Source organism: Cellulophaga sp. (assembly GCF_039943695.1).
Taxonomy (GTDB): domain Bacteria; phylum Bacteroidota; class Bacteroidia; order Flavobacteriales; family Flavobacteriaceae; genus Cellulophaga.
This window is the reverse complement of the sequence record NZ_JBDVAA010000029.1, coordinates 1-14759: the sequence shown is the minus strand read 5'-3', so window position 1 is coordinate 14759 and position 14759 is coordinate 1. Positions and strand designations below refer to the sequence as shown.

Annotated in this window: 18 protein-coding genes; all 18 read left to right on the top strand. The window is 29.1% G+C overall.

Features of this window, described 5'->3' with window-relative positions:
- The first annotated feature begins 64 nt into the window (after positions 1-64).
- Positions 65-1087 carry a sugar kinase gene (locus tag ABJD66_RS02585; RefSeq protein ID WP_348127871.1) on the top strand — a complete coding sequence of 341 codons (1023 nt, stop codon included), beginning with the start codon at positions 65-67 and terminating at the stop codon, positions 1085-1087.
- Positions 1088-1119: 32 nt separating this feature from the next.
- Positions 1120-1791, top strand: coding sequence for a bifunctional 4-hydroxy-2-oxoglutarate aldolase/2-dehydro-3-deoxy-phosphogluconate aldolase (locus tag ABJD66_RS02580; RefSeq protein WP_100896476.1), 672 nt, complete (start codon positions 1120-1122; stop codon positions 1789-1791).
- 298 nt (positions 1792-2089) lie between these two features.
- A complete protein-coding gene (locus ABJD66_RS02575) occupies positions 2090-3286 on the top strand; it encodes a hypothetical protein (protein ID WP_348127867.1) in 1197 nt (398 codons plus the stop codon).
- Between the two features lie 172 nt (positions 3287-3458).
- Positions 3459-4034, top strand: coding sequence for a hypothetical protein (locus tag ABJD66_RS02570; RefSeq protein WP_042506704.1), 576 nt, complete (start codon positions 3459-3461; stop codon positions 4032-4034).
- A 233-nt stretch (positions 4035-4267) separates the two neighbouring features.
- The gene (locus tag ABJD66_RS02565; protein ID WP_100896474.1) at positions 4268-4648 is read left to right on the top strand and encodes a hypothetical protein; all 381 of its coding nucleotides are present in this window, start codon (positions 4268-4270) and stop codon (positions 4646-4648) included.
- Positions 4649-4869: 221 nt separating this feature from the next.
- Positions 4870-5544, top strand: coding sequence for a hypothetical protein (locus ABJD66_RS02560; RefSeq protein ID WP_348127863.1), 675 nt, complete (start codon positions 4870-4872; stop codon positions 5542-5544).
- 242 nt (positions 5545-5786) lie between these two features.
- Positions 5787-6620 (top strand): hypothetical protein, encoded by an 834-nt coding sequence (locus ABJD66_RS02555; protein WP_348127860.1) that lies wholly within the window; start codon positions 5787-5789, stop codon positions 6618-6620.
- Between the two features lie 230 nt (positions 6621-6850).
- Positions 6851-7318 (top strand): hypothetical protein, encoded by a 468-nt coding sequence (locus ABJD66_RS02550; RefSeq protein ID WP_100896472.1) that lies wholly within the window; start codon positions 6851-6853, stop codon positions 7316-7318.
- 181 nt (positions 7319-7499) lie between these two features.
- Positions 7500-8369, top strand: a complete 870-nt coding sequence (locus tag ABJD66_RS02545) for an RNA 2'-phosphotransferase (protein ID WP_348127856.1) — start codon at positions 7500-7502, stop codon at positions 8367-8369.
- A 270-nt stretch (positions 8370-8639) separates the two neighbouring features.
- The gene (locus tag ABJD66_RS02540) at positions 8640-9779 is read left to right on the top strand and encodes a hypothetical protein (RefSeq protein ID WP_348127853.1); all 1140 of its coding nucleotides are present in this window, start codon (positions 8640-8642) and stop codon (positions 9777-9779) included.
- A gap of 115 nt (positions 9780-9894) precedes the next feature.
- The gene (locus ABJD66_RS02535) at positions 9895-10821 is read left to right on the top strand and encodes a retropepsin-like aspartic protease (protein WP_348127850.1); all 927 of its coding nucleotides are present in this window, start codon (positions 9895-9897) and stop codon (positions 10819-10821) included.
- A 196-nt stretch (positions 10822-11017) separates the two neighbouring features.
- A complete protein-coding gene (locus ABJD66_RS02530) occupies positions 11018-11263 on the top strand; it encodes a hypothetical protein (protein ID WP_348127847.1) in 246 nt (81 codons plus the stop codon).
- A 205-nt stretch (positions 11264-11468) separates the two neighbouring features.
- Entirely contained in the window at positions 11469-11936 is a 468-nt protein-coding gene (locus tag ABJD66_RS02525; RefSeq protein ID WP_348127844.1) for a lipocalin family protein, read from the top strand.
- Between the two features lie 22 nt (positions 11937-11958).
- Positions 11959-12210, top strand: a complete 252-nt coding sequence (locus ABJD66_RS02520; RefSeq protein ID WP_100896466.1) for a hypothetical protein — start codon at positions 11959-11961, stop codon at positions 12208-12210.
- 355 nt (positions 12211-12565) lie between these two features.
- Positions 12566-12718 carry a hypothetical protein gene (locus ABJD66_RS02515; protein ID WP_348127841.1) on the top strand — a complete coding sequence of 51 codons (153 nt, stop codon included), beginning with the start codon at positions 12566-12568 and terminating at the stop codon, positions 12716-12718.
- 316 nt (positions 12719-13034) lie between these two features.
- On the top strand, positions 13035-13460 hold the full coding sequence (locus tag ABJD66_RS02510; RefSeq protein WP_348127838.1) for a hypothetical protein: 426 nt from the start codon (positions 13035-13037) through the stop codon (positions 13458-13460).
- A 102-nt stretch (positions 13461-13562) separates the two neighbouring features.
- Complete coding sequence (locus ABJD66_RS02505) at positions 13563-14141, top strand: hypothetical protein (RefSeq protein WP_348127835.1); 579 nt, start codon at positions 13563-13565, stop codon at positions 14139-14141.
- 54 nt (positions 14142-14195) lie between these two features.
- On the top strand, positions 14196-14759 hold a 564-nt coding region (locus ABJD66_RS02500), incomplete at its 3' end, for a hypothetical protein (protein WP_348127832.1).

The following is a 14759-nucleotide window of genomic DNA, read 5'->3' as shown; positions in this document are numbered from 1 at the left end:
GATTTTATTTTACCCCAATGCTTAATCGATTAAGCAATTGCCAATTTTTTTAAAAAATATAAAAATGAGTAAAGTAGTCACCTTTGGAGAAATTATGTTGCGTTTGTCTACGCAAAGACATTTGCGCTTTTCGCAAGCAAATAATTTTACAGCTACGTATGGCGGTGGCGAGTTTAATGTTGCTGTATCTGTAGCTAACTATGGTTTAGAGGCAGAGTTTGTTACACGTTTACCAGAGAACGATTTAGGTAACACAGCACTAATGGAAATTAAAAAACGAAATGTACAAACCAATAACATAGTTTTTGGTGGTGAGCGTTTGGGTGTTTATTTTTTAGAAACAGGTGCGGGTACTAGAGGTAGTAAGGTGGTGTATGACAGGGCAGATAGTGCAATGGCAACTATTACACCAGGGACTATAAACTGGGAAGAGGTTTTTAAAGATGCTACCGTTTTTCATTGGAGTGGTGTAACGCCAGCAGTATCGCAAACGGCAGCAGATGTGTGTTTAGAGGCTGTAAAAGCTGCTAGTAAAATGGGAGTTTTTATAACATCAGACCTTAATTACAGAGCAAAATTGTGGCAATATGGTAAAGAGCCAAAAGATATTATGCCAGAGCTGTTATCTTACAGTAATGTTATATTGGGAGATTTAGACACCGCATTTTTTATGTCGGGCTTAGCAGAAGAAAATCCAGATTACAATAACAAAGAATCCTTACCTAGCTTGTATAATAAATTGTTTAAATTGTATCCTAATTTAGAAAAAGTAGCCACAACATTACGCTACTCTATAAGTGCGTCTCACCAGCAAATTGGTGGTATTTTGTATGATAATGGAGCGCTTTACAGCGCTGCAATTAAAGATGTTACACCAGTTGTAGATAGGGTAGGTAGCGGAGATGCTTTTATGGGAGGTTTAATTTATGGCCTACTAAATAAAGAGTATAATGCACAACAAGCAGTAGATTTTGCAGTAGCAGCCTGTTGTTTAAAGCATACCATTGCCGGAGACATTAATTTGGTAACAGTAGATGAAGTAGAAAAACTAATGAGTGGCGATGCCTCTGGTAAAGTAGCACGCTAATACTTAAAATAATAAAAACACAGCATACAATTATGGCACAATATAGCAGAATAGAAGTTTTTAATATAATGAATGAAACCGGTTTGGTACCCTTGTTTTACCATTCTGATGTAGATTTAGCAAAAAACATTTTAAAAGCCTGTTACAATGGAGGTGCGCGTTTAATGGAATTTACCGCACGTGGAGATTTTGCTTTTGAAGTATTTTCTGAGTTAAACAAATATGCCATAAAAGAATTACCAGGTATGGTACTAGGTGTAGGCTCTGTAACAGATGCAGCAGCAGCCTCTTTGTATATGCAAATGGGAGCCAATTTTATAGTAACACCATCTTTTAGAGAAGACATTGCCATAGCCTGTAACAGGCGTAAAGTAATGTGGTCTCCTGGATGTGGTTCTTTAAAAGAAATAAACACTGCAGAAGAATTAGGCTGTGAGGTAGTAAAACTATTTCCTGGTGCAACCTACGGAGCAGATTTTGTAAAAGCTATAAAAGGCCCACAACCGTGGACAAACGTAATGCCAACAGGTGGTGTAACCACAGAAGAAGATAATTTAGCAGCTTGGTTTAATGCAGGTGTTACTTGCGTTGGTATAGGCTCTAAATTAATAAGTAAAGACATTATAGCTAATAAAGATTATAAAGGTTTAGAAGCTACCGTAAAACAAACTATAGCAGTAATTAAAAAGCTGAAGAAAAAATAATTTATCCCATTTTAGGGTTATACTAAACACAAACCATAAAACCATACTTGTAGTAAAGTATGGTTTTTTTATGCCTAAAAGTTAAAGGTATTTTACATTTTAAGTTACAATAGCTACCATTTATAATTAATTCTGATACAATTACACATATCCGTAATTGTATAAAAAAAAATGTTTTTATATTGTAAGAAAATTAAGCGCTAAAAATAAAAATGTGCGTTTATTACACCAATATGGGGGAATAAACGCAATGAATTGCGTCTATATATAGTTGTACACAATATAAAACCAGAGTAATATGTCATATGAATCTACAGTATATAGAATATTAATTGCGTCACCTTCAGACGTAGATGAAGAAAGAGAAGTTGTTTCTAGAATTATTCAAGATTGGAATGATTTAAACTCTTTTAACAAAAAAATAGTTCTATTGCCTGTAAGATGGGAAACACATTCTTCACCCACATTTGGTGTTCGACCACAGGAAGCAATTAATAAACAATTAGTCGATGATTGTGATTTACTAGTTGGTTTCTTTTGGACAAAAATTGGAACACCAACTGGAGAAGAAATTGGTGGTACAGTAGAAGAAATAAAAAGAGTATCAAAAGCAGGTAAACCTGTTATGTTATATTTCTCAAAGAGAGGAAAAGACCCTTCCTTAATAGATTTAGAACAATTGGACTCTTTGAATAAGTTTAAATCAGAAGTGTACAAGACAGCTTTGGTAGAAAATTTTAATTCTATAGTAGAGTTTCGAGACAAATTATCTAGACAGCTTGAAATGAAAATTAGAGAATTACAAGAAAGGAAAGATGGAAACAAAAATCTTATTTCTTTTTCATTTGTTGATGAATCTACAGGGAATTTCACTTCTAATTTAAAAGAAGTAGAAATTGAGAGAGTTGATTTTTCAGAAAAAAAAATCGAAGAACTAGTAAAAAAAGACAAAAGACTAGCTAATGGAAAAAATGAATTTGAAACAGCACTTTACTCTTATCTAAATAAGAAAAATAACATTCCTACTATTTTTGGACTAAAAAATAATGTTCCTAGAATTTTCAGCAATATAAATTTAGAATTAAGACTTAAATCATCAAAAGAAGACTTGCTAAATGTTCAGACTTATGGAACGTCTCAAAATAGTCGGTCTGATTATCGTTATAGCAACCTAGTTTCTGCGGAAAAAATTCGTAAGTTTAGAAATATTCTTAATGATAATGAAGTTCAAACATCATCTGATTCGTGGGAATTCAAAATGAATTCGATTACCCTTCTTCCTGAAAAAGGAAAAGTTATAGAGCCAATATTGTTATTGTATCCAAAGGCTTCAATGAAAATTAAATTCAGCTTACACCTGTTCTCTGAAAACATTTTACAATCCATAGAAAGTCACTGTGAATTGAAAATTAATTATAAGCAAAGAGAGTTGTCAAAAGATGAAATTGAAGAAATAATCAAAAAAGTACCTGAATATGATGATTTACCATTTTAAAAATACTGTGTACAACACAGTGTATAATTCATTGCTAGTTATAGCTTACTTACGAAAGTCCTCGCGGATTTTCTATTCGGTTTGTATTTGCTAATTTAGTTGATTAAACACGCAACGAAATCATACACAAACACGTTGTGTGTAATTAAAAATCAGAATCCAAATAATAAATATGAATACCACATTTAAAGAATTATTATCAGATACTAATATTGACTCCGAGGATGCTTTATTAGAAGTATCTGATAGAATATTCATTGATAAACCAATCTCTCAAATAAAGGAGAAAGCAACGAAAGAAGCCTTTAATATTTTTATTTGTGTCCAAATTATAGGTTGTTGGAAATCTGATGGTTGGAATATTGGGATTTTTGGAAACTTTCCTGAAATTGTTCCATACGCATCAATCGCTTTGAAAAATATTGGTCTAAATCAAATTTCAGATATTGTTTTAGAAATAATTGAAACATTTCCTGAAGGAACTGATTTCAGCCAAAATAATCAAGATTATTGTGATGTAATAAATTTTTTGGGAGGTCATAATAGGTTTATCAAAGACAAAGAAAAATTTGAAAAATATTCAGAAAAAGAGATAGTTGATATAAAAGAAAAACATTTTAATTCTCTTGAAAAAGCAGAAAAACTAGTTGGAAATTTATGGAGCTATAACAGCCCAAATATAGAAGGTTGGGGAATTGTTATTGATTATCTAAAAAAGAATATAAATTCAAAATTGTGGAAAGAATAACTACACACAACAAAACCTAAACGTAATGCGGACTTTAGGGCCAAATCGAAAGGTCTGTGTATATTTATAAAATCGCTAAATCTTAGGGATTTTGCTTTAAACAAGGAAAAGAAAAAACAAAACAAAAAGATTTTGCTATGTGCGTGGCGGAAAGCAAACGCTAGTTTGCTCCCGTACTGTTCATAGCTCAATCGTTATGGACAATTAAAAAAAAACTTAATAAAATAAAAAATATGAAAAAAATAATTTTTGCAGTATTCTTGATATTGACATCATTTCAAATACTTTCAGCTCAAAAAAAAAGTGACTTTGACCTAATTACATCTGGAAAATGGCATCTTGAATATGTTGAAATGGCTGGACAAAAAATGAAATTACCTGTAGAAATGCAGAAAAATAGCTGGGTAATTTTTCACTCTGATGGAAAACAAGAAGGAATGGAAGAAGGACGTAAATATATTGGGAAATGGGAATTTGACAAACTGAAAAAAATAATACGTACCGACGATTTAGATGGAAAAGTTGACCAGAAACTAATTTCAGTAACAGAAAATAAATTAGTTGTTTCTGTGAAAGAGCAAGGAGCCGATATGATAATGGGAATGACAAAATAACGCTACCCAACAATGGCTATAATTAATACGGGTTTTAGTGCTTAACCCAAAGTTTAGTGCGTTTAACTAAGTCCGCCAAATCTTTTGATTTGGCTTTAGAACAGAAAAAGATAAAACAAAATAAAAAGTTTTGGCTAAGTGCTTAATCGGAAATTCTGTAATTCAAATCCCCGTACTAACCATAGCCGAGACGTTGTAGCCAATTCAAAAAAAAGTAAAATATGGGATTAGATTTAAGACCAATGGGAAAACCTAAAACAGGATATGAAAAAAGGTTTCATCAAATTATTAATATAATAGAAGGAAAAGAAAAACAAGAACTTTCTTTTTTTGATAAAATTAAAGGAAAGAAAATTAAAACTAAAGATGAACTATTAAAAGAATGGAATAATATCCAAATCAGTCCCTTAGAAACTATAAAAGCACCTAAAGTTGGTCGAGATTTTGACGCAAATGCTTGGTTAATGAAAGCATATTTCAAATCTGACAAAAGCCTATCAGTTGATGAATTTAAGAAAAAACATAATGGTTATTACGTTATTAGCTATGCTCCTGAAGTAGATGGTGTTCCCGTATATAATTCCCCAATAGAAGATGAAAATTCTTTCAGAGGTCAGTTTTTAAAAGATTGTGTCGATTTGATTGGAGAGGAATTAGTAAATGAAGCTTGGGGTACAAAATTTTCAGGTAAAGAAACCTTAGATTATGGTTTAAGACTTATGAATATTGCTGATAGCATAGCTGAAAAAGAAAAATTAGAGTACTTAAAAGAACAAAGAGATGCTCCTGATTCATCTCCTGAAACAATTGAAAGTAAATTACATATTGTATACTCTTTGGCTAAGTGGATGACTTTTTATGGGAAAAACGGACACGGATTTGAAGCTTATTTTTGAACAATAACAACTGGCTACAACAAAGTACTGTGGTAAAAACCAAGTAAAAATTCACTAATTTTTAGCTAAAGTACTTCTATAAGAATCATCATATATTAATCTATATTTGATTGTAAATAGCTATTTATGAGGTGTTTGTAAATATAAAAGTGTGGAGATTAGCAGATTTTCTGTCCAGTTTTTATTTGCTAAATAAGGTTTATATACGCAAGGTACCATATACAAAACAGTCATACACAATTATGAAGAAACTTTTTTCAATCATTTTATTACTTTTTTCTCATCCAATATTGGCTCAAGAAATAGATACTGCACAGGTTAAATTGATACGTTACGAATGGAGAATTGATAAAAAATCAAAAGACAGCACATTAGCCGGAACATTAAAAGAATATAAAAGCGGACTATTCAAAATCGAACGTGAACGCCTATCGGACGAAAAATCACCATTTGGAAGCTATTATATATCGGGTCCAGGTTATGAAACAAAAAAAGAGAGTCCAGAATTTAAGTATATAGTAATTACAGTTGGTAATACTTATAGGAGAAACTACTTTGATGAATATGGATATTTAGACAGTATCTACCAAGAATCCTACATAGATGGACAAAAGAAAAAGTGGAATATTAAAATAGAAAAAAAATACAAACGGAAAGGAAAATTGGAATACTTAATTGATGCGGACGGAAATAGAAATATTTACTCTTACAATGCATTTGGGAAATTAAAACGAATCGAACAATTTAAAGATTCTGTTCTAAATAAAATTAGCTTCTTTAAAAATAATGATTTGACAAGTGAAAAATTCCCAACGAGAAGAAAATACAAAAAGGACAACTTTTATGAATATGATAAAAAACATAGAATAGTAAAAAGGGATGATGACGATTACGATTCTTATAAATATTTCTATAACTCTTTTGGGATTGAAAGAATTGAAAGAATATACAAAAAGCGCAACGCGATTATGGAATACCGAACATTCAAATATAATGCCCAAGGACAACTAATAAAACAATACTTTTTTGGGCATAAAAATAAATTACAGTCTGAATACCACTATACGTATAAATAACTACAGGAACAATAGAATAATTACAATTAACACAATCTAAACGTAATGCGGACTTTAGGGCAAAACCGAAAGGTCTGTGTATATTTATGAGGTCGCTAAATCTTATGGATTTGGCTTTGGACAAGAAAAAATAAAACTAAACAATAAGCTTTAGCTACGTGCGCAAACGGAAACGAAAAAGTTTCCTTGCCCCGCACTACGCTTAGCCAAACCGTTACCACACATTTGAAATGAAAAAACACCAAGTCATATATTCTAAGATTAAAGAACTTTTGAAAAACCATTTTGGGAGTGACTTAAAAGAATATGAAGAGGGCGACCACATAACAATTGGTGATACGGGAGTATGGATTTCTTGTAACGAGAGAGAGCTGACGGTTGGATATGTATTAGTATGCCAACATTTTGACCCAGACTATGATGATATTCAAAATGCAATTGACAGGTTTTTCAATTTGCTGACTAAAAGAAGGCGAATTACTAAATATTATAAGGGCAGTTTTTCATATAAAAACAAGATTGAACTTATTCTAAACGATTCAGAATTTGAAAATTTAGGAACCGCAATGACTTGGTTGTTTCCCTATTGGAAAAGGACCAAGAAAGAAGTGCAATATGAAGAAAATTTAATTGATTCTTCAGCAATAGTTGTAGAAATAGAGGAAATAAAAAACTATGCGCAACACGGTATACAGTAAATAGTTTGTTCTTTAGTTTATGTAAGATGAGTGCAATTAACGAACAACGCCAAATCTTTTGATTTGACTTTTAAAATGAAAAAATTAAAACAAAATAAATCCCGAAGCGTCGGAATTGCTAAGTGCTTCATCTGAAATTAATTTTCTAATTTACACTATACGAGACATATACAAGAACGTTATGCAGAATAACCAAAATGAGCAAAAAAAAGAAAAAATAAGCAAATTAATCAGCTATTGGTTAAGACATAAACCTGAAGATGGAAATATTGAGCTTGACCGATATGGTTGGGCTAATATAAAAGATGTTATAAATGCTCTAAATTCAAATAATTTCAATTTTACTTCGAATCAATTAATAGAACTTAACAGTAGTTTTGACAAAGTTCGTTGGAAAATTGATTTGAGTACTCAAAAAATTAAAGCAACACACGGACATTCAATTTTTATTGAACAAGAGTTAAATTCTAAAATTCCAAATGAAATACTATTTCACGGAACTGCTTCAAAAAACTTAATCGGAATTATAAAAAATGGACTAATTTCTAGAAAAAGACAATATGTTCATCTATCCGAGAATATTGAAATGGCTCGTGAAGTAGGAAAAAGACACGGAAAACCAATTATTATAGAAATAGATACTATAGAACTAATTGAAAATGGTTGGGAGTTTTTTAAAACCGAAGAAAGTGTTTGGTTAACTTCAAACATTCCAATTGAATATTTATATTTTGAACCTTGGATTTTTATAGAAAGACCAAATATAGCTGAATCTATAATGAATGAATTAAAAAAAGAATTTCGATGGACTCAAAAAATTTATTGGAGATTAAAAAAATTGAAATTAATTGCATCTCATATGCCATCAGATGATTACCTATTTATAGACAGTGACAGTAAAATAGTATATGTAATACACCCTACTTGGAGTGGAAAGAAAGAAATAAGACATTATCCTACAGTAGAAAAATATCGAAACTTAGAAGAATGGATAGAAAAAAGATTAATACCAGACCAAAAAGATTGGTACTTACATAATACTATGCACTAAAATGGCTATAACAAATAGGGCAAAAAGTACTATATTTAATGGCTTTGGTATATTAACAAAGTCCATTAAATTTTTATCTCGACGCATCGAGAGGCATTTTTGAGAAAAAAGGAACTTAGTTCAATTAATTGATGAAATTGAAATAACTATAAAGTAAGATTCTACTTTAAAAAACAATACAAAATATTTACATTTAACTAATTGTTAACCCTTAAAATATAAGTGTCGTTTATACATATATGTTTTATATAATAGTCATTATCTATAATTTTGAAAATACTTAGGTTAAAAAAAATAACACTTATAACCATAATACTGTTTGTTAGTATTAGTTTTATAAGAGAGCAAATTAGTTTAAAAAAACTGGAGAATTTTAAAATATTAACTAGTTCTATAGAGCGTGTACGCTCAAAAAATTATGAAATTACACCAATAATAGGTACTCTTCCAATTTTATACGACAGTATAAAAAATCAATTTTATTTAAAAAATGAGAAAGGTTTAACTAAATTAGATAACCAAGGAAATGTAATGTTTTCTGATGATCTATCTAATGAAAAATCATACATAAGTACTTTAGATTATAACAATTTTATTCCCTTTGTATTTACATCTAAAGGAGTTTACGACTTTTCTGGCAAAGAGCTTATTTTTATGCCTTTTGAGGAAAAATTAAATATCAAAAATGAATTAAGTAATAGCAACTTCAAATCTATTTTTGAAGAAAATTATAATAGTGCTGACTTAGTTGTCTATGGTAATGAAATAGAAGATGAAACAGCTAAATTTAGAATCTATTTTAGAGTTGATAAAAAATGGATTTTATTACTATCCCAAAAAGGAGATTACAATCAATTTAGATATCCTGAAACGTTTAAAAAAAATGCTAACACTACAGCACAAATTGATTACAGTAAATTTTCTTCAAAGTTTTCAAATAAAAAATTAATTGCTTTAAAAGATAATCAAAGAGGTTTATACTCAGCAAAAGAAAGAGATCGTAATTTAAATAACTATTCTACTGTAGTTTTAAAGGAATCAAAACTAGATTATAAAACAACAAATGAATTAAAAATGGTTGCTATTAAAAATAAAAGTTATTACGGTTTACCTGCTTGGATGAATCATACATTTTTTAAGCTAGCTTACTTTGAGTTAAATTATAAAAATGAACAGCTATTTTTTAAGGGGAATACATTTAAATATAATTTAGTATCAAATGAAATTACTAATAAAGACTTTTACTTGTTTGAATTGCCAAAGAATATGAGAGATAAAACGAAAGTGGCTTTTTTAGATATCAAAAAATATACAGGGGTTGAAGTAGATCCAAGAACGAATTATTTAGAGCCTCAAATTGAAAACACTGGAATATTTATAATTAAACCAATAACCAAAAACCAAAGATAACTTTTAATGAAATTAATTGTTAGTGACTTATTGGTATTTTAGTTTTGATAAGAGAACTAGGCATATACAAACCTTTTTAGTGTAAACAAATAAAGTATTTACAAGGAAAACAAATATGAAAAAAGTAAGAGTATTTATTTATTCAGTACTATTAATTTTAATAAGCAGTTGTACAACTAGCAAAGCAGTAAAATACTTTAAAGAAGGTAAAACAGAACAAGAAAACTTTAAAGTTACGTTACCTTTTAAAATTAAAAACGGTTTTATAATTGTTCCAGTAGAAATAAATAATAAAAATTATAATTTTCTTTTTGATACAGGAACGCCAACTCTTGTATCTAAAGAACTTGCTAAAAGTTTAAAATTAAAAGCTATTGATTCTGTAAAAGCAGCTGATGTTTATAACAATAAACAACAAAATAAATATACAAGGCTAAAAAAAGTTAGAATTGGAACTATAGATTTTGTTGAAACTGTAGCAATAATTAATAATTTTAATTCAATACCAACGTGGTCTGCTCTTAATATTGACGAATTTATTGGAGCAAGTTTAATGCAACACGCCGTTTGGGATATTGATTTTGATAAGCAACAAATTACTATAACTGATGATGAATTAAAATTAAACTTACCTAAAAATGTAATTGAAAATAAGTTATTTGTTGGTTATGGAGGGTTACTTTCTATTGCTTGTAAGCTAAATGGAAATAAAGTTTGGAATTTTACTGTAGATCTTGGCTATAATGGAGGTGTAGTAATACCCTTTTCTGAATTTGAAAAGCAAAAGGAAAATAGGCGAATTTTAGATTTTAAAGAATCTAAAACAAATGGGGCTATTGGAATTTATGGAAAGCAAGATAATACAAGAATATCATACACAGGAGTTGTTAATGAATTAGAATTTGGAAATACTATTTTAAAAAACCAAAAAGTATATTCAGAGCAATATTTGGGACGTAGGTTTGGTTCAGATTTTTTTAAAAATTATAGAGTTATTCTAAATTGGAATAGTAAAAAAATAAAATTAATTAAAAATGAATAAACACTAACTCTTAATAAAATTAGTGCGTAGCGGCATAAAAAAAATAATAGCTAGCTTTATATTATATGTTAACCTATAACCTGTTTGCAATAGTTTCTAATTGTCTTAATCTTATTTGCTTTTTTATCTGCTAATTTTTAACACGCAACAAACTATTTTAAAATCCGTTCTGTATAGTATAAAAAATAAATATGAAATGGAAGATTTTGACTCAGAATTATTAGAGCGTTATCCAAATTATGAGTCATTGGGAGCTTTAGATTTAGAGTATGCTTTAGAGATAGATCCAGATTTTCATTTTGATTCTTACGCAGAGTTTGTTTTGTTTGTTGATACAACAAAAAAAGACTTCCCTGTTGTTATTTTTGATGGTCAAGATATTTTTGCAACCCTTTATGACACTTTTGAACTGTTTTATGCATCTTTATATAAAGTAACCTAATTAAAATACTATTTAGGAGACAATACAATTCGCCAAATTTATTTTAGTAGCTATGAGAGAATTTGAAATAGATTTTGCGTTTTTGTACACTATTATTTTATACAATAGTTTAAATACTTATTTGTACTACAAAAAATAGTTTTATATTGTGAGAAAATAAATAAAATACAAAGCTTTAGTTAGCTTAAAACCTACAAAAAAAAGAATGAAAAAATTAAACTTATTAATTGGAATACTAATATTTGGATTTACAGTGTTGTCTTGTTCATCTGATGATGAAAATAAAACAGAAGAAACTAGTAAACAAGAGTTGTTAGTTGGAAAATGGAAAAAAGTTAGAATTGGTGTAGTTTGCTCTTCTGGATCAGAAACTTCTGAAGAATATTCTGCTTGTAAACAAAATGGGTCTATTACGTTTAATGCAGATGGTACGTATGTAGATATTCCTTATGTTCAATACAACAACGATTGTATTATTGATGGGCAAACTAATGGTACTTGGGAGTTTGTTGATAATGAACTTTATATTAAAGAAATTGAAGCTACAAGCCTAACTAAAGTTACTTTGTTTGAAGTATCTAAAAGCACCCTAAAATTAGGAGGAGATTCAGATCCTTGTGATGGTGAAGATTCACCTTCAATAGAATATTTAGGATATACTAGAATAGAATAGAATAGAATAGAATAGAAAGTATATGAATAAAATAAAACTGACACTAATTTTAGTGTTACTATTTTCTTTGGATTGTTTCAGTCAGCAAGTTGGATCTACAGGAATAAAAGAAACTGCTTTAAAAAACGGAATTGGAATTGGAAGTGCAATTGCAATTGTGGTTTCGTGGGATAGAAACAAATCTATTCTCTACGCAATTTTACACGGACTTCTTGGCTGGCTTTATGTTATTTATTTTGTTATTGTTAGAAATAGTGAAGAAAAAAATAAATAGACCAAGCCTTAATAAAATAATATACATAGGAATTATTATTTTATTGTCTGCTTGCTCATCACATAAAAAAAATAATAAAGAAGCATCAAAAATTAGATGTAATAAAACCATACATTTTATTTATGATGAAGCCAGTAACTTTGTTAAAATTGAATATCTTGGAAAGGAAACGATAGGAAATTCTCCTTATCCGAATTAAAAAAATACTTTTAAAAATTCTATTATAGAATTAAATAAGATTACCAATACAGAAATAGAGTTTAAGCAGAAACTTGGATTGCCAACGAAATCAGTAATGCAAGTTATAATGAAAATAGAAAAAATAGCTTAGGTAATCTCAGGGTCTTCAGCCGTAATGACAGCAGATTTATCTTTTTATGTAGATGGTGAAAAGATAAGTGTTATAGGTGAAAATAAAGTGTATTGGGCGGGAACAAAAAAAGGAAATCTTTATAAATGTTTAAAAAATGGAGCTTTTAATTTTCTTAATGTAATTTGCTCTAAATAAGATTATCAACTATAGTTAGCATCATACTTGTAATTAAAATATAAACGACTTAACAAGTTATAATCGAATGGTTGTTGTTATTGAAATTAGTATGCTTATAAAGGCATTGAACTCAAAGAATGTTAAAAATAATTTATAAAGCAATTTTTAGTCACCTAACAAATCTATAGCGAATATAAACTGTATACTTACAAATATAAACCTCCTATACTTTTATAAACTAAATGTACCTATTATTGCTTGGGATTGTATTAATCACAAGACAATAAGGTTATTTAAGAACCTTGTTTCTATATAATTATTTATAAGATAGGGTATGAGAGAGTCTGACTTAGATATTTTAAAGAAATCACTTAACATTATAATAGGTTTTGAAGAGCGTGTAGATTTAGTTAATTCTGCTTCTGAATTTTTAGAAATACATAACAGAAATATACAAATGCTCAAAGACCTGGGTGTAGAGAGACAATCTGTTTTTATCAAAAAAAATATTAGTGATTATCCTAAGTTTAGAGTTTCAGAAATTGAGTTATTTATATTTAAAAAGAGAAAAGAAAAAAGTTTTATGTGGTTTGTTGGCGGCCGTAGAGTAGGCTTTGTCTATGATTTAATTAAAACAAGAGGCATCCTTTTTTCTCAAATAAAAAAGAAAGTAGCTAAAATTAAAGACATCAACCAAAGGATGTATAAGGTTGTAGAAAATCCTATTTTTGAAGAGGTGTACGAGAAAACTGGGTATTAAATATATAAATTTAGATGATAAAATTTTTAATGTAAATGAGGTTGAAGAATCAATTAATCTGGTTTTAAAGAGTGAATTAAGAATGAAAAAAATGGGTTAAAAATGTTAAAAAAATATAGCTTTTATTTTTTTTGTGGGGTTGTAGTATTGTTACTTTCTTGTAATGAGGATTATACGGTAATTAGCACTGATCAGTTTAATGAATTTGTAGTTTTAGATACCTTGCGTAGTACAACAGAATCATCTGTTTACTTAGTGGGAACTTCTGCTACAGACAAATCTCCAAGGATTTTAGTAAAGAATAGTAAAATGTATCTTTTTGGCTATGATTCTTCTTTTGAGCAAGATTCTATTGTATACAATTACGACTTAGCTTTTGTTATAGACTCTAATGGTTCTTTCAGAAAAAACGGAATCTGGGTTTACTCAGATTTTTACACAGAAGGTACTTTTCCTTTTCAAACAAAAGGTATAAAATTTAATGTAGACTCTATTCCTCCTAATTGGAGGTCTAAAGTGCCAACCACAGAAGGCATTTATTTTTACGAGAATAATGTTTTAAATAGGATATCTAAAGAGCAATCTAATGAACAATTTAATAAGATTAAGAAAGATGGGTTTTACTTTTTTCCTAAATCAGGTAGGCTATACACTAAAATCAATAGTAATAAGCTAGAGTAGATTTCTCTTATAATAATATAAATTACTTATGTAACTGTAATAAAATCATTGAAAATGAAAAAACTAACTTCACTGCTTGTTTTGTTTGTTGTTGCTACAGGTTTCTGTCAAGCACCAAATTTTGATTTAAACCAATTTCCGCTTTCGACTTACTTAGAAGCAGAAAATAACTTTCCTGGAGGTAAAATATTAAATTCTGACTACTATACAGTTTCTGATGATTTAGGATTACTTTCATATATAAGAAAAGATAATGACATTGCAGATATAGACATAGTTACTAGGTATATTTATTATAAAAAAGATAGTCTTATTCTAGAATTAATTAATGAGTGGGATGTAGCCAACCACAACAAAAAAATCAATAATAAAAAAGACTTAGAGTTTAGAAAAAATATGCTCAGTTTTTATTTAAGAGGAGAAAAAGCAATGATAGCTTCTATGGGAGAAGGTACTGTAGAAGGAAATATTCCTTTAGAAATTAATGATAGCACTGCTTATTATAAAAGTACAGTTTGGAATTTAGAAAACACATTAGTAAAATTAAGCATTACAATGTCTAACAACTATAATAAACAAACAGAAGAGTTTCCTGCGCATAAGGTTGTTGTGATTATG

Excerpts from the sequence above, each read along its gene's own strand:
- ABJD66_RS02550 (WP_100896472.1), top strand. The coding sequence starts at position 6,851 with ATGAAAAAACACCAAGTCATATATTCTAAGATTAAAGAACTTTTGAAA.
- ABJD66_RS02515 (WP_348127841.1), top strand. The coding sequence starts at position 12,566 with ATGACAGCAGATTTATCTTTTTATGTAGATGGTGAAAAGATAAGTGTT.
- ABJD66_RS02575 (WP_348127867.1), top strand. The coding sequence starts at position 2,090 with ATGTCATATGAATCTACAGTATATAGAATATTAATTGCGTCACCTTCA.
- ABJD66_RS02565 (WP_100896474.1), top strand. The coding sequence starts at position 4,268 with ATGAAAAAAATAATTTTTGCAGTATTCTTGATATTGACATCATTTCAA.
- ABJD66_RS02555 (WP_348127860.1), top strand. The coding sequence starts at position 5,787 with ATGAAGAAACTTTTTTCAATCATTTTATTACTTTTTTCTCATCCAATA.
- ABJD66_RS02585 (WP_348127871.1), top strand. The coding sequence starts at position 65 with ATGAGTAAAGTAGTCACCTTTGGAGAAATTATGTTGCGTTTGTCTACG.
- ABJD66_RS02505 (WP_348127835.1), top strand. The coding sequence starts at position 13,563 with ATGTTAAAAAAATATAGCTTTTATTTTTTTTGTGGGGTTGTAGTATTG.
- ABJD66_RS02535 (WP_348127850.1), top strand. The coding sequence starts at position 9,895 with ATGAAAAAAGTAAGAGTATTTATTTATTCAGTACTATTAATTTTAATA.
- ABJD66_RS02510 (WP_348127838.1), top strand. The coding sequence starts at position 13,035 with ATGAGAGAGTCTGACTTAGATATTTTAAAGAAATCACTTAACATTATA.
- ABJD66_RS02520 (WP_100896466.1), top strand. The coding sequence starts at position 11,959 with ATGAATAAAATAAAACTGACACTAATTTTAGTGTTACTATTTTCTTTG.
- ABJD66_RS02530 (WP_348127847.1), top strand. The coding sequence starts at position 11,018 with ATGGAAGATTTTGACTCAGAATTATTAGAGCGTTATCCAAATTATGAG.
- ABJD66_RS02545 (WP_348127856.1), top strand. The coding sequence starts at position 7,500 with ATGCAGAATAACCAAAATGAGCAAAAAAAAGAAAAAATAAGCAAATTA.
- ABJD66_RS02570 (WP_042506704.1), top strand. The coding sequence starts at position 3,459 with ATGAATACCACATTTAAAGAATTATTATCAGATACTAATATTGACTCC.
- ABJD66_RS02560 (WP_348127863.1), top strand. The coding sequence starts at position 4,870 with ATGGGATTAGATTTAAGACCAATGGGAAAACCTAAAACAGGATATGAA.
- ABJD66_RS02580 (WP_100896476.1), top strand. The coding sequence starts at position 1,120 with ATGGCACAATATAGCAGAATAGAAGTTTTTAATATAATGAATGAAACC.
- ABJD66_RS02525 (WP_348127844.1), top strand. The coding sequence starts at position 11,469 with ATGAAAAAATTAAACTTATTAATTGGAATACTAATATTTGGATTTACA.